This window comes from Thioalkalivibrio thiocyanodenitrificans ARhD 1 (assembly GCF_000378965.1).
Lineage (GTDB): Bacteria > Pseudomonadota > Gammaproteobacteria > Ectothiorhodospirales > Ectothiorhodospiraceae > Thioalkalivibrio_A > Thioalkalivibrio_A thiocyanodenitrificans.
Window position 1 is genome coordinate 218,193 of record NZ_KB900536.1, and the last position, 20,649, is coordinate 238,841.

The following is a 20,649-nucleotide window of genomic DNA, read 5'->3' on the forward strand; positions in this document are numbered from 1 at the left end:
TCTCCTTATCGCAAAGCTGGGCATCCTGCCCGGGACATCATTGCGTCTGATTTCGTGCCAGGCGGACGCGGCCATTCGTGCGATAGGCTGATGCAGCCTATTACGCAATACTGCGGCGTCAGTTCAATACACTGTTAGCCCAATAAGATAACCAAAGAGTATTACGATGATTCATGATGCTTCGGAATTGCTAAAGGGAATAATGCATGAAGAACGCTCGAAACTTGATGAGTATTCGTTAAAGCATGGTCCGACAATTGGAAAAATGTATGAAGGGTTGGCATCGGATGTCCTAGGAAGAGCGATACCTGAATCACTGGGTCTGCAGTTGCAGCATGGAATTATTCATGACGGCAAAGGAGCAATGTCTGGTGAAATCGATTGTATGCTGGTCAAAGGTGAAGGCGAAAAAATACCATACACTGACTCTTATAAATGGCATGTGAAAGACGTTATTGCAGTCATAGAAGTCAAAAAAACGCTTTATTCAGCTGATTTGAAAGATTCTTTTGCTCATTTGCGCGGTGTAGCCGACAACTATGGGGCTTATCTCCAGTCTGGCGAAGGGAGTGAAAAATTCGACCTAAGTCCTGCTAGAAAAGCATTCTCAGAAGCTACTGGACTAATGCCGCCAGAGCATTCAAAAGTTGATTCTCTCGGTATAGAAATGGAGATTCTTTATCACACGTTTGTGATGGAGCATATATCGCCTATTAGGATCGTGCTTGGATATCATGGGTTCAAATCGGCATAGGGGCGGTCAGCATAGCTGACCGTTCCCCTGCCACACCACCCGGCATGCGGGTCCGCACCGGGCGGTTCGAGAAGTTGAGGTCATGAGAGACGCGGCACTCCCAGCCGCTCAAAATAGGCAATCGTCAGCACGTGGTGCACGGCAGAGAGGCTGTTATGCCACCAGCGGCGGCTCAGCGCCGCCACCGATTGCGCCACCCGGGCACTGGCTCCCAGCCGGATCAGTTCCCGGTAGATCGTCTTGCCGCGTCGCCACTGTTTGAGCTGCAAGGACCGTAGGCGGCGGCGTATCCACTCGTCCAGCCTGCGCCAGACACTGGGGGTTTGCGCCAACCCAAAGTACCCTTTCCAGCCCAGCAGATAACTGCGCAACCTGCCGATCACCTCTGCCATGCTGCACCCGCTGTTGCGCCGGGTCAGTTGCCTGACCCTCTGCCTGAACGCCTCCAGCGCCTTTTCCGACACCCCGCGTCGCACCTCGCCATCCCCGGACCGCCACAGGGCGTAACCAAGGAATTTGCGGCCGAATACGCGGGCCACCGCACTCTTGGATTCATTGATCCGCAAGCGCAGTTTGTCGTAACAGCGCCGCAGCAGACGCATCACCCGCTCGCCCGCCTTCTGACTGCGCACGTACACGTTGCAGTCGTCGGCGTAGCGGGCGAAGCGATGGCCTCTGCGTTCAAGCGCTCGATCCACTTCGTCCAGCAACACGTTGGCCAACAGCGGCGAGAGCGGGCCGCCCTGCGGCGTCCCCCCCACGCGCTCGATCACCACACCGCCATCCAGGATGCCCGCGCTCAGGTAGGCACGCACCAGCCGGATGACCCCGGCATCGTTCACGCGCCTGCTCAGGCGCTCNATCAGGATGTCGTGGTTGACCCGGTCGAAGAACTTCGACAGGTCGATGTCCACCACGATGTGGCAACCTTGGCTCACGTAGCGCTGCGCGGCCAGCACCGCGTCCCGCGCCCGGCGACCGGGACGGAACCCGTGGCTGTGCTCGCTGAAGGTCGGATCAATCTGCGGTTGCAGCACTTGCAGCAGTGCCTGCTGAATCAGACGGTCGGTGACGGTGGGTATCCCCAACTCCCGTTCGCTCCCGTCCGGCTTCGGGATGCCCACGCGCCGCACAGGCTGCGGCCTGTACGTGCCGTCCAGCAACTGCTGCCGGATGCTCGGCCATGCGTGTTTGAGGTGTTCTCCCGTCCGGGCTATGTCCAGACCGTCAACACCCGCAGCTCCCTTGTTTGCCTTCACGCGCTTCCAGGCGCGTTGCATGTTCTCCCTCGCGAGCGCCTGCGCCAACAGGTCCCGCCCTGCGTCCTCCGATCCTCGTCGCGGGAGGCCGGTTTCATCGCTGGTCCTTCGGGGCAGGGCTTCACCCTGGCCGTTCACAACCCGCCCCGCTGATGCGGGCATCTGATGCTCTACCGTTCTCATCGACAAGGCGTTTGACGCTCCTTCTCGTTCGGCCCTTCGCCCCTTGTTGGCAGCTACTACGGCCTCTGCTGACTTCTCGCTCCGGCTCTACACCGTCGCCCTTTCAGGCACAAGGCGAGATCTCCCCGGGTAAGAACGCACCCCTTCACCGCACAACCGCCGCATTTACGCCGCTTCGCCTTGGCCACGAGAGCTTCGCGGCTTCTTGCCCGCTCGCCCTGCTCGGCAGCGCCTTGTATCCGGTTCTTGTCCATCGGCTCGCGGTTTACGCTCCACGCTTCCTCCCCACGGTCGGTCACCCTTCCGCAGTTGCGCTTCGCTTCGTTCGCTGTGGCCAGCTTACGGGGGGACTTGCACCCCCAGGAGTGCGCCCGTGCCGGGCGCACAAAAGAAAGCTCTTTGAGAGAAGCGCTATTTTTTTTTATTGAAGAAAATCAACGGACAAAAGGTTTTGGTGTCGGAAGCTTTCCGCAGCTAATTGTGTGTGGTAATTACTCACTTGTTAAAATGAATGGCTACCCATATAGCGCACCAATGAATTCAGATTTTTGGAACTTTTATGCATCAAGTAACGCGAACCCCATTCTTCTTATTCTAGAGCTGATCTGGACTCGGTTGTCTTATCAAATAAATGTCGAAAACCTTTGGGGAGACGATCTTAGTATTGAAAATTTTGCGCCATTTTTATCAGCGAAAATTAAAACAGTTGGTGACCTGGCAGGGTGGGAATACAAATATACACCAATCAGTGAAGATACTTTAAAAGAGCGTGCAGCTGCAGGTGAGTGGTCACCAACCATTGTTTCTTCAGCTCAATTTGTAATATTCAATAGACTCTGCAATGGAGCAGAAGAATCCATAGATGACAAGTCATTGAGAGAGTATATCGAGAAAGAAGGTGAGGATTTTGATCATTTTATTGAGTCCCTCACTAGTACTGGTTTAATTGCCCTAAAAGACGATAAATTGCAACTGACAACTTATGAATGTCAATGTGTCATTCTACCAGATGGTCGCTTTGCTGTTGCTGACAACAACAGTGGCCGTTTAACTCGTTGGATTAATAAACAAATTGAACAAAATAAGGCCTAACAACGCCATAAACTCGAACCCCGAAAAGCTGCGCTGCGCTCCACTTTTTGAAGCTGGTTATGGCTGGCGTTGAGACTGTCGAATAACGCGCCAACCGCTTAGAATTACGGACAAAGCAGAGATAGACCCCCGCCAACAGCGGTTAGTCGCACAGGGAGGGACGGATGCCCCGCTACAAGCCGACCAATCTCGCGCAGGATGCATTCGTTGCGATCTGTTTCGAGAAGCAGATCCTTCCGGGCACTTTCGAGTATGCGCTGCACCACCTCATGGAGCATGAGGTGGATCTGTCGGCGTTCGACGCGCACTACGATAACGATCTGGCTGGTGCCCGCGCCTATCACCCGAAGGTCTTGCTCAAGGCGGTGCTGTTTGCTTACGCCAGAGGTTTGATTGGGAGCCGCCGTATTGAACGGGCCTGCCGCGAGAACGTGCAGTTCATGGCGCTGACCGGCGAGGCCAAGCCGGATCATGCCACGATCGCCGCCTTCATCAGCCGCTCGCCCGAGGCGATCGAGGCGGTGTTTCGCGAAGTGCTGCTGGTGTGCGATCAGGCCGGGCTGATTGGGCGGGAGGATTTTGCCATCGATGGGGTGAAGCTGCCGTCCAATGCGTCAAAGGTATGGAGCGGCCGGCACGAAGAGCTGGCGTCGAAGTCACGCAAGCTTGATCGGGCGGTGCGGCGGATGCTCAAGGCGCATCGTCTGGCAGATGGGCGCGAGGCGGATAGTGAGCTTGAAGGCCACGGTGCCCGGCAGATCGAGAAGCTCAAGCGACAGAGCGCGAAGATCAAGGCGTTTCTCAAGGAGACAAGCCCCAAGCTCGGTCCTCGAGGCAAGGAGCGCAAGAGCAACCTCACCGACAATGACAGCGCCAAGCTCGCCACCGGCAAGGGGGTCATCCAGGGCTACACGGCAGTAGCGGTCACGGACGCCAGGCATCAGATTATCGTCGAGGCGCAGGCCCACGGGGTGCCCCAGGAGCAGGAGCTGCTCAAGCCGGTGCTGGAAGGGTTGCAGGAGTCTTTCCAGGAGTTGGACCTCTGCGACAACATTCTTGCCGACACCCGGTTGAGCGCGGATTCGGGCTTTCACAGCGGCGAGAATCTGGAGTGGCTGGCGGCGCAGCATTGTGACGCCTACATCGCCGACAATCTGTTTCGCAAGCGCGACCCGCGTTTTGTCGATGCAGACAAGTACAAGCCCCCCAAGCCGCCCCCTGAGCATTATCGTCCCAATGACTTCAGCTACGATCCCGATCGCTTGACGTGTGTCTGCCCGGCGGGCAAGTCCTTGTATCGCAACGGGGCCAACGTGCGCATCAACGGACGCTGTGGCATCAAGTTCACTGCGCCCAAATCGGCCTGCGGTCCCTGTCGGCAGCGAGCCCGTTGCCTGAAAGATGTCGGGCAGAAGAGTCCGCGCCAGGTGGTTTTCTTTCGGGAGCCGGCGCAGGAGGCCGACACGGCCGTGCGGCGCATGCGCGAGAAGATCGACAGCCCGCGAGGGAGGATGCTCTACGGCAGGCGCCTGGGGACGGTGGAGCCCCCGTTTGGTAACCTGCGTTATCACAAAGGGCTGGATCGCCTGACGCTACGGGGCAAGGCCAAGGTCGAGGGGCAATGGAGGCTATACGCTCTGGTGCACAACATCGAGAAGCTGGCGCATTACGGAGAAATGAGGTGGTAGGTCGGGCAGGAGGCTGTTCGGATCAGGTGGTCAACGAGTCCTTCGGAAAGGGCCAGACGCCCGTCATGGCCCCGGCGTGTCTTCCACGTGGGAGGACCGCGTCCCGAACGGAATTCCCGTTTCACTCATGGTGAATCCGAAAGTAAACCGGCCGATGCTTCTCAATCCAGAAATTCGACAGTCTCGTTAGATCTTGAAGCGAATGGAACCTCCAACACTGATATTTAAGGACAGTTTAGAAGAGGTGCTCCAACTGATGTTGGTTCATCAAACACTAACCGGTCGCGCGCCTGGCCGACGGCACAAAGTGGAGGTGCTTAACAAGAGTGCGATTTTGTTTCTTTGCGCGTCATTTGAAGCGTTTATCGAGGACTTGGCTGGTGGCGCCTTCGATTACATCGTTGACAACTCGCCAGCGCCAGCTGCGCTGCCAATTCCAATTAAGAAATCAATTGCCGAAGCTCTGAAGTGCCACAAAAATGACCTGAAAGTCTGGGATTTGGCTGGTGACGGGTGGAAATCGGTCGCGGCAAGTCATAAGCGGCGCGTGGTAGATAGACACATCGGCAGGTTCAACACCCCGAAATATGGCAACATCTCTGACCTTCTTCGTGATCTCATTGGCTTCGGCAAGGCAGAGAAGTGCTTCACGTGGACAAGAATGAAGTCAACGGAATCAAAAGAAAGACTCAGAAAGTTTGTTGAGCTACGCGGGGCACTCGCGCACGGCGAGAAACCCGCTCCAAAAGTGCAGAAAGCCGATGTAACTCGATACCTGTTGTTTCTCGCTCCGCTGAGCGTCCGCCTGTCGAATGAGGTCCGCGCTTATGTAGAAACATGTGTTGGGAGTCCTCCATGGGATGTGGCGGCGTATAACAAGATTAAATGATATCTAACCATCGGCTCCGGGCTAGAAACAGAGGACACCCATGACCCGGTTGACAACCCGGATCCAAGGAACTAGCTTCAATTCCACCACTTGGGACAAGGAGAGCCCCAATGACGCGAGCACGAAGGGAACTCGTTCATCCGAACACCACCCCGTACTACCACTGCATCTGCCGCTGTGTGCGGCGGGCGTTTCTGTGTGGGCAGGACGCCTTCTTCGGCAAGAGCTACGAGCACCGCAAGCACTGGGTGCTGGAGCGCCTTCGGGCGTTGCAATCCGTGTATGCGGTGGACATCTGCGCCTATGCGGTGATGTCCAACCATTACCACCTGGTGCGACACGAAGTCGCACGCTTATTTATCAGGGAGTTAGATCTGATGTTCAGCCATCAGTCCCCTATCGGGCCGTGCGTCGGGGGTAACCCCGGGGTACGAAGCGTCTGAGACAACGTAGCCTCCGTCCGCGGACGGGTCACCACGCCGTGAGGTTCGGTGGCGACTGCCAGCTCCAGGGCGGTCGGGAGCCAGGGGTGTGAGGGATGGTCAACCGAGGTGAACCGTCATTCGACCCGTCGTTAAGTGGAACGTGCCAAAGGAGCTGACAGGCACAAGCCAAAATGGCAAGCAGCCCGGTCGGGATGTTTAGGTGTCATCCCGCGCTGACATCGTGGTGCCGGCGGACAGACGGGACCTACTCCTCACGGGAGTGGTAAGCGTGCGGAACGTGGTAAGCCCCAATGAGCCCACAAGGACCGTGGAAAGCGACCCGCGAGGGTCGCCGGTACGAGTGGGGGTAAGGGATGCCGGAGAAAGCGAACGCCGCCCCGTAATCGGGCGGATAGGGGTTCAGACTTTGCCCCACCCGAAAGGGCGCCCACTTCCGGCGGGTCTTGGATCACGAGAAAGGCCGAGGAAAGGCTTTACCCGAGGGTTTCTTGGACAATGAACGCCACTGGCTTCATTGAAGGCCCTCTGGACGCCCCGCTACCGTGGAACCGCATCTGCTGGGAAACGGTACGTCGGAACGTCAGCCGATTACAAGCCCGGATCGTGAAGGCCGTACGCGCAGGCCGGTGGCACCGGGTTCGCTCGCTGCAGCGCCTGCTCCGGAAGTCGCTCGGGGCCAAGTTGCTGGCCGTGCAGCGAGTGACTTCCAACCGAGGGAAGAACACGGCCGGGGTCGACGGCATCGTCCTGAAGACCCCGGAGCAGAAGTGGCAGCAAGCCCAAGCGTTACATCGTCAGGGCTATCAGCCGTTGCCCGTCAGACGGATCTACATCCCCAAGAAGAACGGAAAGAAGAGAGCCCTCGGCATCCCGGCGCAGTGTGACCGGGCCGAACAGGCGCTCGATCTGCTGGCACTGGACCCGGTGTCGGAAACCTTGGCCGATTCGTGCTCCTACGGCTTCCGGAAGGAACGGAATTCCCAGGACGCGATGGCCCGGTGTTTCACTGCACTGTCGAAACGGACCAGCGCGGAATGGATTCTGGAAGGGGACATCCGGGCGTGTTTCGATGCCTTCGATCACGAATGGCTCGTCGAGCACACCCCGACCCATCAAGGACGACTCCGGGCGTGGCTGAAGTCAGGGTTCATGGAGCAGAGACGCCTATTCCCCACGGATCGGGGCACGGCCCAAGGGGGTGTGATTTCCCCGACGGTCGCGAACATGGCCCTCGACGGACTGGAAGACCGCCTCCGTGCCCGCTTCAAGCGCCGCGGCAAGGTCAATCTGATCCGTTTCGCCGACGACTTCGTGATCACCGGCGAAAGCCGGGCGATTCTCGAACAGGACGTGATGCCGTTGGTCACGGAATTTCTGAAAGAACGCGGACTGGTCCTCGCACCGGAGAAGACCCGCATCGTCCACATCGATGAAGGGTTCGACTTCCTCGGGTTCCACTTCCGCAAGTACGGTGGAAAGCTCCTGATCAAGCCATCACGCGCCAGCATCGGCCACTTGCGCGCGAAGGTAGAGATGATCCTCCAAAAGGGCCGACACTGGCCCCAGTCGGAGATCATCGGCATGCTCAACCCCGTCCTGCGGGGCTGGGGGAACTACTTTCGCCACGTGGTCAGCCAGGTCGTGTTTCAGAAACTCGACCACTGGATCTGGCGTATGACATGGAACTGGGCACGTCGCCGCCATCCACAGAAAAACCAACGGTGGATCAAGGAGCGTTATTTCCACCAGCAAGCGGCACGGAAGTGGGTGTACGGTGACGATCGCCACACGCTGGTCTCGCTCGCGCGCATCCCCATTCGGCGGCATGTGCACGTGCGTTCCGGAACCAACCCGTATGATCCGCAGGACGCGGATTACTTTCAGCAACGGCGCGCGGCCAACCGCGCGTACCCGAGCCACCAGGGGTTGGCTTCTGTCCGGTAACAACGACATCGGTTCTTTCTCACGGCCGGGTGCTTCACGGCGCCTTAGCAAGGCTTGAGCCGTGTGCGGTGAAAGTCGCAAGCACGGTTCTTAGGGGGCGGGGCGGCGGTAACGCCGCCTTGCTACCCGACGTGGTGCGCCTCGATCCGGAGCTGGCCCGGGGCTGGTCTGACGAGGAGGTGATGGCGCGCTGGAACCGGCTGTTCTCGCTGCCCGTGCTGGTGACCCGCTACAGGGCCGGCAAGACCGCCACCGCGGCCGAACGGGCGCAGGCCAGGGCCATGATCGCCGAGTGGCGCGAACGCCTCGCCGATCTGTCCTGGTTCATGCGAAGCCTCAACGAATATCTGGCACGGCGCGCCAACGAGGAAGACGGCTGCAAGGGCCGCTTCTGGGAGGGTCGCTTCAAGAGCCAGGCGCTGCTGGATGAGGCGGCCATACTCACCTGCATGAGCTACGTGGACCTCAACCCGGTGCGCGCCGGATTGGCGGATACACCGGAAGAATCCGAGTTCACCTCCATCCGGCAGCGTATCGCCGAACTCTCAGCCTCCAGCAACGATCCGCCAAAGATCGAGCCGGAACCTGAAAGGCCGCGGCTGATGGCGCTTGAGACCCCTGCGCAGGACCGGCATCCCAACCGGTTCTCATTCTCCACCGAGGACTACCTGGAGCTGGTCGATTGGGCCGGGCGCGCCATCCGGGAGGACAAGCGAGGCGCGATCCCCGGAGACCTGCCGCCCGTACTGACGCGCCTCGGCCTGAACCCGGAACACTATCTTCGCCTTGTTCGCCGGGGAGGGCGAAGCCATCACGTGGCCGCTCTGGGGCATGTGGAGCGCCTTCGCGAGGCTGCCGCGCGCCTGGGCCGTCGGTTCCTCAAGGGGATGGATCAGTCGCGCCGGCTATATCAGGTGCACGGCTAATCCGTCGATGATCGTTGGATGCGACGAGCTCGTTGCTGTCAAAAAAGTGTTGGGTGCCCCAGAAGGGCAAGGGGGACCGCTCATCCCCGACCCTGCGCCATTCATCGCCTGTTTCACCCCGAGGGCTGTAATGGCCTTGACGAGACTCGATGGGCCTTCCTATAAGCCACAAAAAGTAAATGGACTTATCGGAAGGGAGTCCCGGTATGGAAACCGTCGCCCCGCACGGTCTGCGTTATCCCTCTCCTTCGCCTTGCCCAGCCTTCGGCCACACACGCGGCGTGGGCGGGAAGCTCCTTTCGGCTCTGGCGCTGACGGCCGCCTGCTCCACGGCGCAGGCGCTCGACGTCCGTTTTGACGGGCTGATCCAGTTCGCCAGCGGCGGGTCCGTTCATCTCATGCAGGACAATCTGTTTGAACGCCAGGAGTACCGCTTTGCCGGTGCCCGAGTCATCTTCCAGCCGTGGCAGTGGGATCCCGAGGAGCAGGAATGGATCTACCTTGTACAGCCGGGCGATACCTTCTCCTGGCGGTGGCACGATGTGGCGGACGGACGGCTGGTTGCATGGCACGACATCCGCTATCTGGGAGGCGAGAACCAGTGCTGGAGCAACGGCCACTGTGGACCCGGCGGTCGCTTCTCGGCGGGGGCGGCGACCGGCGTGTTCTGCATGCCGGACGAGTCCCGCCGCAGCGTGGCAACCTACTTCAATGGAAAGCCGATCGGATCGGATGCCTTCCGGGCGACGCGCTTTGTGCCAAGGGTCGAGCCGGAGATCTCTGAGCGCCGGATCGAGCCTCGGCGCACCCGATCCGCCGAGGGGCAATCGACCCTCATCGGTGGGCGGGTGGTCGATGACCTGGGCTGCAACCAGGCCCTGCCGGGCGTGGAGGTGACCATCGAGGCCACCGTCAGGGGCGGCACCAACGGGCAGATCTATCTCGCGGAGAATGACATCGGCACGGGCCGGTTCCACGGCCTTGGCGACGGGGCCGTGCTCAACCCGGACGGTCCGCAGCAGAAGGATACCGTGATCCGCGTCGAGACTGATGCGGGTGGCTACTTTCAGGCGCGGTATCAGGCGGAGGATCACGGCGCCGAGGAGCGCATCCGCTTCACGCCGAGGCGGCCTGCCACAGTCGCCGACCCGGAAGTGTTCGGATCCGAGTCCGGGGAGGATCTGCTCATTGCGGTCCCGGGGCTGGTGCGGATCACCTCCGAGCTGGCTCACGTGGGATTCGGCGATCGTGGCGGATGTCCCCACGACCCGAAACCCCACTGGCTCACCCCGGGCACCCTGGAGACTGTGATCACCCTGGCGGACATCTACTACATCGAGACGGGTCGGATGCTCTCGCTCAACGATGCGAGCTTGGAGCATGGCGGTGTGATCGCCAACAAGCTCAGGGATATCAGTCCAACGAAAGAGGCACGGGATGCTCACTGCCATGATTCGCACCGGCAGGGGATTGATATCGATTTCAACAGCGTTGATATGGGGCGTGTGAACTTGAGGGTGGCGACGATCGAGTTTCGCGGGGAACCGTGGACTTTGCTGAAGTATCTGAACTATCTGGCGGGAAGGTTCGATGGTATCGACTTCCACGGAACAAGCTCAATTCATTACCGCTTTCCCGACTGATGGGGGTTACTTATGCCTGAAATAGTCAAATACTCAATCGCTTTGCCGCTATTTGTGCTGCTCAGCAGTCCCGCGCCATATGCAGCAGAGAAGAAGGATCCCTTCCTGCGCGATGACGATATCTCCATGACCTCGGTGACATTCAATGTAGGCCGCAATGCGCAGGGACTATTCGTCTATACCTACGACATCAGAATGCCGACAGAGAACACTGGATCTGTTGGAACGTTCCGTCTGGATATCAGTTGTAGAGAATTGGTAGACCCACGCGGATTCAATTCGCGGGACTTTCCATCAGACGCCTTGCCGAGTGTGTCCCGTGACGGTAAGCATGTTCCGGTTGCCGTCGATGCGCCGTGGGGACAGTCTGGAATGTTTGGCATTTCCGAGAGCAACGCCGTGCACTGGGGGATGGTGGGTCTTCCTGGAGAAAACAAGCTTGGTCTTCAGCTTATTTCTCCGTATCCCCCTGGTGCCCGCGAATACCGTCTGGTTCCTAACATGCGGTACCGCGAGCACGAGTACGATTACAGTGACCTGGACCACGATGAGGACGTACCCTGGACGGATGACTTCACCGTCACCGGCATCACCACGGGCCCCGCCTGCCCCGGCGAGGAGTACCCCGACGACGGCACCGAGCCCGATGTCCGCTTCCCCGGCAGTCCGTTCCGCGGGCAGCCCGATCAGCTCAACGAACTGCTGACCTACTCTGCCCCGCTGCGCGACCAGTTCCATGTGGAGGCGGGCACGCACGAGTTCGAGATGACCATCCACTACCACGAGACCATCGACCCGCGAAGCTTCCGCGTGACGCCTGAGCGTAATCAATTGCGCCGCCTGTTCAACCCGCGTCCCGGCACGAGCGAGACGGTGCGCATCCCGCTCGAGCCGGGCAAGAACCGCATCGAGCTGCAGGTGCAAAGCCAGTTCACACCGCCCGGCCGGGCGACCACGCCTCCCCGCGAGACGCGCGGCCGGGAGGGCGTGAGTCTGGATCGGGATGTGTTCGTGATCCGGGTGGACGGGAACTGAACGCGCACGAGAGGGGTCAGGTTGAACCTCCCCGGAACAAATCTATTCACCGGCCTCCAGATTCAGGTACACCCGGTTGATGTTCAGGCGATGCCACTCGTCGTAGTGCCTCAGATGACGAAACCGCGGCATCTCGCCCAGACGCTCTGTGGTTTCGTGAAGCTCCTCCCATTCATCGAGCCCCCGGCGCACCCCCGCCAGCAGGGCCGCCAGGTAGTCCCCGGTGTCGGCCCGGGAACGCGCCATGTCCGCCGCCATCCCGTGGCCCGGGATCACATGCGCGGGGTCCAGGGCCTCCAGCTCCGCGAAGGCATCCAGCCAACCCCGGATATCACTCCAGGGGTGGATACCCAGGATACGGTCGAGGTACACGACATCCCCGGTGAACACCGTATCCTCATTGGGGACCCACACCAGCACGTCGCCGGGGAAATGGGCATCACCGGCGTAGATCACCTCAAGTTCCACACCCCCGAGGGTCACGGCATGGCGTTCCGCGTCCACGGGGTCGGGTGCGGGCAAGGGTCGGGTGCCCTCGAGCCGATCCGCCAGGATGCGCTCCAGGCGTGTCAGGTGCTGATCGGCGAATCGCGCCTGGGTCTCGGTGGTACGCCTCAGGGCGATGATCTCGGCACCACGCTCGTGGAAGTAATCGTTGCCGAGCCAGCGATGGTCCTGGCTGCCGCTGTTGATCACCCAGCGCACGGGCCGATCCGTGACCGTCGCGATGGCCTGCTCGATCCGCTCCGCCACCCAACGGGACGGCCCGCTGTCGATCAGCACCACGCCGCTGTCGGTCACCACGAAGGCCAGGTTGTTATTGACGGCCTGATTTTCGTAGCTGCGCACGTCCAGGGAGCCCTTGAAGTAGTACACACGATCGGTCACCCGGATGGGTTCCAGGATGGCATCCAGTTCCATACCGTTGGCCATTGCCTCGCCGGACAATGTGAACAACACGATTGCGAGGGTCCAGCGATGCAGCATGCATATCTCCAGGGCAAAGGAAGGCGCCTCACCGAAGACGCGGATTCAGTATGATAAAAGAACTGGGGACACCCAGTGCGCCGAGATAAATCGGTAGAAGATTGGAGGTGAGATTCCTCTGCTTGGCAAGGGTTAGCCACCCACCGAGACCCCGAGTCATGGGCCGTTGTCCGTAAGGGCGGGGGTTAAGCGTTGACAGGGGAAGATGCAGGCCCAGTATTGAGCTCCGAAATCAACGTCGAGAGCGCCGACTCTGTTGGGTGAAGGGGAAGGCCATACCGGCGGCTGCGACATGGCAAGTAGCCGCCGAGGCTCTCCGGAGTCAGAGACCTGGAGCATGTGTTGATGTCTTCTATGCGGAACTCGGGAGATCCTGCTCACGATCTGCGCCCGTCCCGGCGTGGGTCGGATCCGGGGAAGTAAGTACATCGCCCGGCTGTCAACGTGAGCAGGAAGTCGGACAAGACCATAGTAGCGAAGAAGCGAGCGAACAATGGGTACAGAGCGTGACACAGGAAGTCAGACTGCCCCCGGCGGAGCTCGTGGAGCGAAGGGTTTTGACAAAGAGAAAGCAGGATCGGACGGGGTGTGACGATGACACAGAGCATCGGGCAAACGCCGCCTGGACTGATCCGGCTACATGAAGCAGCAAGACGGGACCGTCGGCTGAGATTCAATAACCTCCTGCACCATGTCACGGTGGAGCTGCTGGAGAAGGCGTATTATGCCCTCAACCGCAAGGCAGCCTCCGGGGTCGATGGCGAGGACTGGAGCGGCTATGGAGAGGGGCTCCAGGAGCGGCTCATCGAGCTTCACCAGCGACTTCACACCAACCGTTACAAACCCCGGCACGTCAAACGGATCTGGCTCACCAAGGCCAACGGCAAACCGCGTCCGATCGGCATCACCGCCATTGAAGACAAAGTGGTCCAACAGGCCCTGGTGTGGATCCTGGAGGCGATCTACGAAAGTGATTTCCTCGGGTTCAGCTACGGGTTTCGGCCCGGCCGCTCGCAACATCAGGCGCTGGATGCCGTCTACATGGCGATCACCGTCAGGAAGACAAGCTGGGTACTGGATGCAGACATCAAGGGGTTCTTCGACGCCATCGACCACGACTGGATGATGCGGTTTCTGGCGCACCGGATCGCAGACAAGCGGATACTGCACATTATCGAGCGCACGCTCAAATGTGGGGTGGACGAAGACGGCAAACGGGAAAGAACCGTGGTGGGGACGCCACAAGGTGCGGTGATCTCCCCCATCCTGGGGAACATCTACCTGCACTACGTTCTGGACCTATGGGCAAGCCAATGGCGTAACAGGAGCGCTGGAGGTGAAACGACCATCGTACGCTACGCCGATGACAGCATCATCGGCTTCCAGTACCGCGCCGATGGCCAGCGCTTTGAGGCTGAGCTAAAGGAACGGCTGGCGAAGTTTGGACTGAGCCTGAACGACGAAAAGACCCACCTGATCGAGTTTGGCCGATTTGCCCAAAGCAATCGTGCCCGGCGTGCAGAGGGTAAGCCGGAGACCTTCGACTTCCTGGGGTTCACCCACGTGTGCTCAAGGCGGCGAAGTGACGGAGGCTTTTCCCTCAGGCGCTACACCATTGCCAAAAAGCAGCGGGAAAAGCTCGGCCAGGTCAAACAGGTGCTAAGGAAGACCCGCCACCGGCATCCGTTTGATGTCGGGCGGTGGCTGCGCCGCGTCGTCCAGGGTTATCTCAACTACTTCGCCGTACCGGGAAACAAACAGGCACTTGATGCCTTCCGGGCGGAAGTCTGCCGCGCATGGTTGAGGGCACTCAGGAGGCGAAGTCAGAAGAGCGCTGGGATTCCGTGGAAACGAATGACAGCCCTCATCAAGCATTTCATCCCCAGTGTCCGCGTACTACACCCATACCCGAATCAGCGGCTTTGTGTCTGACTCGATGTAGGAGCCGTATGCGTTAGTAGCGCACGTACGGATCTGTGCCGGGGGCCTGTCGAGCAAACTCAGCTATCCTTGCGAGACAGGGCTCTACGGCGACTGATCCCTGGTGGCCCGTTACAGGGCCAGGGAGACCGGATCCGGGGCAGAACGGGAAGCCGCCAGGGCCATGATCAAACAATGGCGCGAACGCTGCCGATCTGTCCTGGTTCATGCGAAGCCTCAACGAATAAATACATGGCACGGCGCGCCAGCCAGGCTGCCGTGCGCCTCAAGCGGCGGTTCCTGAAGGGGATGAACCAGTTTCGTCAGTTATGTCAGGTACCGGTCTGAGGGCCGAAATACGGGCGAGGAGATGGTGGCGATTGTGACCGAAAGCAGTTGGAAGTCCCCGTGTGCGAGCATCCTGTGGAAAGGGAATCGATGACCCCGTCGGCAAGTCGTCTGAAGTGGGGGGACAGGGCCCTGCGCATCGGGATCGCCGGGTGGTCGGTTTGGGCGATCCTGGTGTGGGTGGTTGACGATGCATTGGAGCGGCGCCGGATCAGTTACTCCGCCTTGCGGGCACTGTTCGGGTGGACAGAGCCGGGGTGGACCATCAAGTTTGTGTCGCTGACGACGTTCGCCATTCTGCTCGGCCTCACCCTGGCGTGCATTTTCATGGTGACGCTGCGCTTGCTCCTGTTATGGTTCGGTGCGTCCGCCTCGGGGCTGAGGTGGTGGTTCGCTGTCCTGATGCTCCAGGCCGCGGTGATCTACCTGTATATCGGATAGCGCTTTCATCCGCCAAACCGAAACAAAGGACATGTCTCGATGCCTGGCTTGCGGACCACTTCACGGAACCGTTCCAGCTCCGGTTGATCGCCGGGGCACGCGCCGCATCTGACAAGAGCTCCTGTTCCCCGGGCCGGCCAGGCGGACCGGGATCGGAACGGGCGGGGCCAAGCGGCCCCGCCCGGTCGCGATCAACCGAACATCTCGTGGGTAAGGTTGCTGTACCAGCTGTAGGCGTAGTCGACCTCGCGCCGGCGGAACTCCTGCGGCGCATCGATGGGCGACACGCCACCCGCCACCTGCTCGATCGCCCCGTCGCCCAGGCGGTAGACGCCGGTCACCGAGAAGGCGTGCTCGGGGTTCCCGAAGCTGTAGCAAGTGTTGACGTAGGACGGCGCCGGGGGTTCCTGGCCATTCACAATGCTCGCGATGGCAAGTGCAGCCACCTTGCCCTGGGAACTCGCGGCGTAGCCGGACTTAGGCATGGCGGCCGCCGAGGCCGCGTCGCCGATGACATGCACGTTCTCGGCGATCGTGGACTCGAAGGTATGACGGTTCACCGGGCACCAGCCGGAGTCGTCGACCAGCCCGGCATCGCCGGCGATTCGCCCGGCCTTCTGGGGCGGGATCACATTGGCCACGTCGGCCTTGAACTGGTGAAACTCGCCGTGAAGGGTCATGGCGCGGGTGTCGACCCGCCTGATGCCCCCGTTGGTATCGGCGGCTCTCACCCACTCGAGTGTGCCAGGGTAGTACATGTTCCAGGCCTGCTCGAACAGCCCCTGCTTCGAGAAGGCATCCTTCGCATCGACAACGATGAGCTTCGCACGGGGCTTGTGGGTCCTCAGGTAGTTGGCGATGAGCGAGGCGCGCTCGTAAGGCCCGGGCGGACAGCGGAACGGGTTCGGCGGGGCGGCCATCACCACCACGCCCCCGTCGGGCATGGCCTCGAGCTGCCTGCGCAGCAGCAACGTCTGGTCACCGGCCTTCCATGCATGGGGCATGGTCTGGCTCGCCGTCTCGTCATATCCCTCGATCGCGTTCCACCGGAGTTCGATGCCGGGGGAAAGCACTAGGCGGTCGTACTCGAAGGTCTGACCGGAGCTGGCTGTCACCTTCCGGGCGACCGGGTCGATGCCCACGACCGTGTCGTGAACCACATTGACGCCGTAGCGACGCAGCCCGTCATAGCCGTGTTTGATGCGATCGATCGGCAGCATCCCGCCGATCACCAGGTTGCTGAAATAGCACGTGTGGTAGGTCGGGTTCGCCTCGATCAGGGTCACATCGATGGACGGATCAGCCTTCTTCAGGTACCGGGCGGCCGTCGCACCACCGGAACCGCCGCCAACCACGACCACCCGGGCCCTGGTGCCGCCGTGGGATCCGGCGTAGGCCCCGGCAACCGGCAGGCTCGCCGCAACACCGGTGACGCCGAGCGCCTTGAGGAAATCTCTGCGATTGAACTGTGCCATCACTTCCCCCTTACCGCTGCACAAAGAGTTCTGGCTGCTGCTGGCTCGCGTAGAAATGCAGCAGCGCCTCCAGGTCATCATCGGACAGATCCGCCGTGTTGCGCTGCATACGACTGGGCTGCGAACGGTTGTGGTCCTTGAAGTCCCGGATGCTGTTCCTCAGGTAGGGAAGCCATTGTCCGGCCAGCACCATCGAATCCTCTTCGGGGACCGTGGCGTTCTCGGAATGGCAGCGCTCGCAGTGGTCCGCGTGGAGTTCGGCACCGCGGCTTGCCAGCGCGGCGTCAAACGACTGGGGGGCCGGGCGATACTGCAGCGAGGCGAAATAGCCGGCCATGATCTCGATCTCCTTCTCGGTGTAGCCCGCCGCGATGCGGTCCATCACCGTAGCCGGGCGCCGACCGTCCTGGTAATCCAGCATGCTCATGATGAAGTATTCCTCAGGCATGCCCGCAAGCGATGGCGTGGCCGGTCCGACACTGACACCTTCGTATCCGTGGCAGCTCGCACAACTGAAGCTGAGCATTTCGGCACTTGGCGGCGTGGCAAATGCCGGCCCTGATGCAAGCAGACCGGCGGCAATGACGGCGGCGTGAATGATCCGTCGTTTCATGACTCCTCCTACGGGTTTCAACGGTGGTTATATCGATCCATCGCAATCCCGGCTGCTTGTGAGGCGGCTGAGTCTCTCGACAGAGACCAACGGCCACTCACCTGCCCGGTGCGCGGATGGATCTGATCGGGCCAACCCGGTTGCCGCCTGCATGGGCGGTCTTGTTGGTGGCAGGACCCTTAATGAGAACCCTTCTATCTATGGTCGGTTGCTGAGCTTGTTGGCTGTACCTCCTTGAAATCGGCGAAAGCTCTCTATTGGCCCATCAATTGCACTTATGAGCATCATTAAAGATGGATCATATCTACATGTTTTCCCGCCCGTCTTGACCTGAATCAATCAGCCTGACCGGGAAATGTCGACCCAATCACGGGTGTCCCTATTCCGTATTCCGCAGATGGCGATGCGAGAAAGAGGTCTTGGGCCGGAAGGCGGGTTCCGGAGCCCCTGAAGGGGCTCCAGTCGGTGTATGTGATGGCTGCCGCACATCGTGCGACGCGCACCCTTGGCGGGTGGATCAGGCGTCGCGTCCGATCCCGTGGACGTTGCTCCGGCGGCTCACCCACGCCAGGCCGAGAAACAACAGCAGCCAGACGACCGTTCGGAAAGTCATCGCGCCGAGACTCTCCACGGCTACGGCACTCCCCGCCGTGTACAGGTAGGCGATCGCGCCCAGTACGAGCAGGTTGAGCAGGGAGATCGCCGCAGCGGCACGCCTGCCTGACAGGGGATTGCGCCATGCGAGAATTCCCGCGGCCACATAGGCAACACCCATGCCGGTGTTGTAGATGAGCAGCGGACCGAACACGGTGTATCCCGGATCGGCGCCGCCGAGGATGCGTGCACCCGCGATGATGGTCACGACGCCGAACAGGATGGCCACGAGCGCAAGCAGGCGCCGGATGATGGTCACGGATCGGGATGGTTTCAATGCGGTCTCCAGTCGGTTGCACGCGGGGATCGCTGGTAACCGGACAGCCCCCGCGCTGCGGTGATCAGGTTCCCGGCGTCATCAGGGCTGCATGGAGCGGTCATCGGGGGCGCAGTCATTCCTGAAAAACGATCCGCAAGGGGTCCTCGGCGGATTCCCACACGCCCGCCTCCATGCTGCGGCCGTCCGCGTCCTGCACCAGGTAGCTCCGGTGCCCGTGATGGCGCAACGCGCCCACCAGGTTGCGCAGACCCTCCATGTCGTCGGCGCTGAGCACCAGGAGGCGCGTGCCCGGCACGGTCCACGCGCGCGCGTGTCCGCGCCGTGCCATGGCTTCGGGCGGCTCGGGCACCCCCTGTGCCGCAAGCCAGCGGACCACTTCCCCCGTCTCGCCCACCAGCAGCAGCGGCGCATCCGGCGAGAAGGCCTCCGCAGGCTCCGGCCTGCGGCCCAGCACGGCCGGCCCGACGTCTTCCAGCCCGGGCCGCGTGGTCGCCAGACGGGCACGAGGCTGCAGGGTCGTCGTGCGCAGGATGGGCGGGGCATCTGCCAGCCGGCGCAGCACGTGGTAGTCCGGGTCCGCCACGATCGCCACAGGCGCGTCGGCGACACGTACGCTGAACGGGACACGCCGCTCCCCCATGGATACCGTTTGGCGCACCGGCCCGTCGCCGGTCTCCACCACCAGCGGCACGGCAAGCGGCCAGGGATCGTCGGCCTGCACCTGTTCGAGCACGCCCCGGATCTCCCAGGCGTCGCCGTCACGGCGGCGCTCCACGTCGCGCAGGGCCAGCTCGGGCAGTCCCGGGCGCTGCAGCCAGGCGTCGAAGAAACCGCTCAGGTCCTCGCCCGCCGCCTCGCTGAAGGCGGCCTGCAGGTCATCCCAAACGGCCACCCGGAACATGTGGCGGTCACTGAACAGGCGCGTGCCCGCATCGAAGGCCTGCGCGCCGATACGCCGGTTCAGCATGTGAAACATCATGGCGCCATGGTTGTAACCGACGATGCGGTCGGCCCCCCGGTTGCCGCCGCGGTAGGTCACCAGCGCCCGGTCCAGTTCGGGGGGCAACGACGCCAGATCCAGCAACCAGCGATGGCGGGTCTCCCGGGCCTCGCCGCGCTGCTCGGCCAGGTGGTAGTCCGCCATATAGGTGGTGAGCGCCTCCGACCAGTTGCCCGAGACGTAGTCCACCCGCACGCCGGTACCCCACCAGTTGTGCAGCAGTTCATGGGCCAGCGAGGTGCGCGGAATGAACGGCAGGGGAATGACGCGCTCGCCGAGGACGGTGAAGGCGGGGAACGCCACGCCCACGGGTGCCGGCGAGGCCGCGATGGTGAAGCTCTCGTAGGGATAGGGCCCGGCGCGCGCGGCGAACTTGCGAAGGTACTGTGCCGTGTGTTCCAGGTACTTCCGCGCGTAGCCGGCATCCAGGGCTTCGGGGAACAGGGTGCGCACTTGCACACCGTCCACCTCGATGCCGCGCTCCAGCCACGGGCCGGAAGCCAGTACCACGGCATTGATACGGGGATGAGCATGAACGGCGCTGTAGTGGGTGCCGTCGTCATTGACCTCGCCCACCAGGGAACCGGTCGCGACAAAGCGTTGCCCGGAAGGCACCCGCGCATGCAATCTCAGGGCAAAGGGACGCCCCGGCTCGAACACCGGATACCAGCCGCCTTCGGGCGACAGGAAACCGCCGTCACGGTCCATGAACATCCCGGCCACACCATCGTCCGGGGCCGGCAGGGTCCCGCTCCAGGTGATGACCACCGGGGGCGCCACCTCGGGCACCCGGATCCGGTAGCGACCGCCCGGCGTGCGCGCGACCTGCAGCGTCTCTTCGCCGACCCGCACCTCGTGCACGCGCAGACCATCCCGGAGACGAAACTCCGACACGCCGGGCGGACGATGCATGCGCAACTCACCCCGGACGGATCGCTCCGCGGGATCGATGGTCACGTCCAGGAACTTTTCCGGGATGACCTCCCCGGCCGGTTCCGCACCGGCGATGGCCGATGCGGCCATGAGCGCGGCAAAAAACGTGGCTGGCAGCCGTACGAATGTCATGGACGGC

At 61.4% G+C, this 20,649-nt stretch carries 16 protein-coding genes and 2 pseudogenes; 12 read left to right on the forward strand and 6 right to left on the reverse strand.

All coding sequences use genetic code 11. The features are described 5' to 3' along the window. Nucleotides 1-166: 166 nt before the first annotated feature. Nucleotides 167-754: a DUF6602 domain-containing protein gene (locus THITHI_RS20470; protein WP_156820435.1), complete on the forward strand. Its 588-nt coding sequence runs from the start codon at nucleotides 167-169 to the stop codon at nucleotides 752-754. Nucleotides 755-834: 80 nt separating this feature from the next. Here the strand turns inward: THITHI_RS20470 and ltrA (THITHI_RS0100940) are convergent, their stop codons facing one another. Beyond that, nucleotides 835-2,196, reverse strand: coding sequence for a group II intron reverse transcriptase/maturase (gene ltrA, locus THITHI_RS0100940; protein WP_156820578.1), 1,362 nt, complete (start codon nucleotides 2,194-2,196; stop codon nucleotides 835-837). A 399-nt stretch (nucleotides 2,197-2,595) separates the two neighbouring features. Between ltrA (THITHI_RS0100940) and THITHI_RS20475 the strand changes: the two genes are divergently transcribed. The 8 genes and pseudogenes from THITHI_RS20475 to THITHI_RS0100970 all read left to right on the forward strand — a co-directional run bounded on the left by THITHI_RS20475 (nucleotide 2,596) and on the right by THITHI_RS0100970 (nucleotide 11,859). Beyond that, nucleotides 2,596-3,288, forward strand: coding sequence for a hypothetical protein (locus THITHI_RS20475; RefSeq protein ID WP_156820436.1), 693 nt, complete (start codon nucleotides 2,596-2,598; stop codon nucleotides 3,286-3,288). 164 nt (nucleotides 3,289-3,452) lie between these two features. Then, the gene (locus THITHI_RS0100945; protein WP_018231194.1) at nucleotides 3,453-4,976 is read left to right on the forward strand and encodes a transposase; all 1,524 of its coding nucleotides are present in this window, start codon (nucleotides 3,453-3,455) and stop codon (nucleotides 4,974-4,976) included. 244 nt (nucleotides 4,977-5,220) lie between these two features. Next, nucleotides 5,221-5,865, forward strand: coding sequence for a HEPN domain-containing protein (locus THITHI_RS20480; RefSeq protein WP_198005554.1), 645 nt, complete (start codon nucleotides 5,221-5,223; stop codon nucleotides 5,863-5,865). Nucleotides 5,866-5,975: 110 nt separating this feature from the next. Further along, nucleotides 5,976-6,200: pseudogene (locus THITHI_RS0100950) on the forward strand (transposase); the annotation flags it as partial. Between the two features lie 606 nt (nucleotides 6,201-6,806). Further along, a complete protein-coding gene (ltrA, locus tag THITHI_RS18230) occupies nucleotides 6,807-8,255 on the forward strand; it encodes a group II intron reverse transcriptase/maturase (RefSeq protein WP_051079897.1) in 1,449 nt (482 codons plus the stop codon). Between the two features lie 182 nt (nucleotides 8,256-8,437). Next, complete coding sequence (locus tag THITHI_RS0100960) at nucleotides 8,438-9,181, forward strand: transposase (RefSeq protein WP_408643385.1); 744 nt, start codon at nucleotides 8,438-8,440, stop codon at nucleotides 9,179-9,181. Nucleotides 9,182-9,462: 281 nt separating this feature from the next. Beyond that, the gene (locus THITHI_RS0100965) at nucleotides 9,463-10,824 is read left to right on the forward strand and encodes a hypothetical protein (protein WP_156820438.1); all 1,362 of its coding nucleotides are present in this window, start codon (nucleotides 9,463-9,465) and stop codon (nucleotides 10,822-10,824) included. Nucleotides 10,825-11,325: 501 nt separating this feature from the next. Then, nucleotides 11,326-11,859, forward strand: coding sequence for a hypothetical protein (locus tag THITHI_RS0100970; protein WP_018231199.1), 534 nt, complete (start codon nucleotides 11,326-11,328; stop codon nucleotides 11,857-11,859). Between the two features lie 42 nt (nucleotides 11,860-11,901). Here THITHI_RS0100970 and THITHI_RS0100975 read toward each other — a convergent pair whose 3' ends face one another. Continuing rightward, a complete protein-coding gene (locus THITHI_RS0100975) occupies nucleotides 11,902-12,846 on the reverse strand; it encodes an MBL fold metallo-hydrolase (protein ID WP_018231200.1) in 945 nt (314 codons plus the stop codon). Between the two features lie 594 nt (nucleotides 12,847-13,440). On the opposite strand from THITHI_RS0100975, the gene ltrA (THITHI_RS18235) reads away from it, so the two are divergent. The 3 genes and pseudogenes from ltrA (THITHI_RS18235) to THITHI_RS0100985 all read left to right on the forward strand — a co-directional run bounded on the left by ltrA (THITHI_RS18235) (nucleotide 13,441) and on the right by THITHI_RS0100985 (nucleotide 15,555). Then, a complete protein-coding gene (gene ltrA / locus THITHI_RS18235; protein ID WP_198005555.1) occupies nucleotides 13,441-14,778 on the forward strand; it encodes a group II intron reverse transcriptase/maturase in 1,338 nt (445 codons plus the stop codon). Between the two features lie 109 nt (nucleotides 14,779-14,887). Beyond that, nucleotides 14,888-15,011, forward strand: a pseudogene (locus THITHI_RS20940) (transposase); the annotation flags it as partial. A gap of 193 nt (nucleotides 15,012-15,204) precedes the next feature. Beyond that, nucleotides 15,205-15,555: a hypothetical protein gene (locus THITHI_RS0100985; RefSeq protein ID WP_018231202.1), complete on the forward strand. Its 351-nt coding sequence runs from the start codon at nucleotides 15,205-15,207 to the stop codon at nucleotides 15,553-15,555. Nucleotides 15,556-15,746: 191 nt separating this feature from the next. Here the strand turns inward: THITHI_RS0100985 and THITHI_RS0100990 are convergent, their stop codons facing one another. The 4 genes from THITHI_RS0100990 to THITHI_RS0101005 all read right to left on the reverse strand — a co-directional run bounded on the left by THITHI_RS0100990 (nucleotide 15,747) and on the right by THITHI_RS0101005 (nucleotide 20,642). Beyond that, nucleotides 15,747-17,030 carry an FCSD flavin-binding domain-containing protein gene (locus THITHI_RS0100990; protein WP_018231203.1) on the reverse strand — a complete coding sequence of 428 codons (1,284 nt, stop codon included), beginning with the start codon at nucleotides 17,028-17,030 and terminating at the stop codon, nucleotides 15,747-15,749. Nucleotides 17,031-17,040: 10 nt separating this feature from the next. Then, entirely contained in the window at nucleotides 17,041-17,643 is a 603-nt protein-coding gene (locus tag THITHI_RS0100995; RefSeq protein ID WP_018231204.1) for a c-type cytochrome, read from the reverse strand. Nucleotides 17,644-18,160: 517 nt separating this feature from the next. Next, nucleotides 18,161-18,574, reverse strand: a complete 414-nt coding sequence (locus tag THITHI_RS0101000; protein WP_156820439.1) for a hypothetical protein — start codon at nucleotides 18,572-18,574, stop codon at nucleotides 18,161-18,163. Between the two features lie 115 nt (nucleotides 18,575-18,689). Continuing rightward, complete coding sequence (locus THITHI_RS0101005) at nucleotides 18,690-20,642, reverse strand: M1 family metallopeptidase (protein WP_018231206.1); 1,953 nt, start codon at nucleotides 20,640-20,642, stop codon at nucleotides 18,690-18,692. Nucleotides 20,643-20,649: the final 7 nt, after the last annotated feature.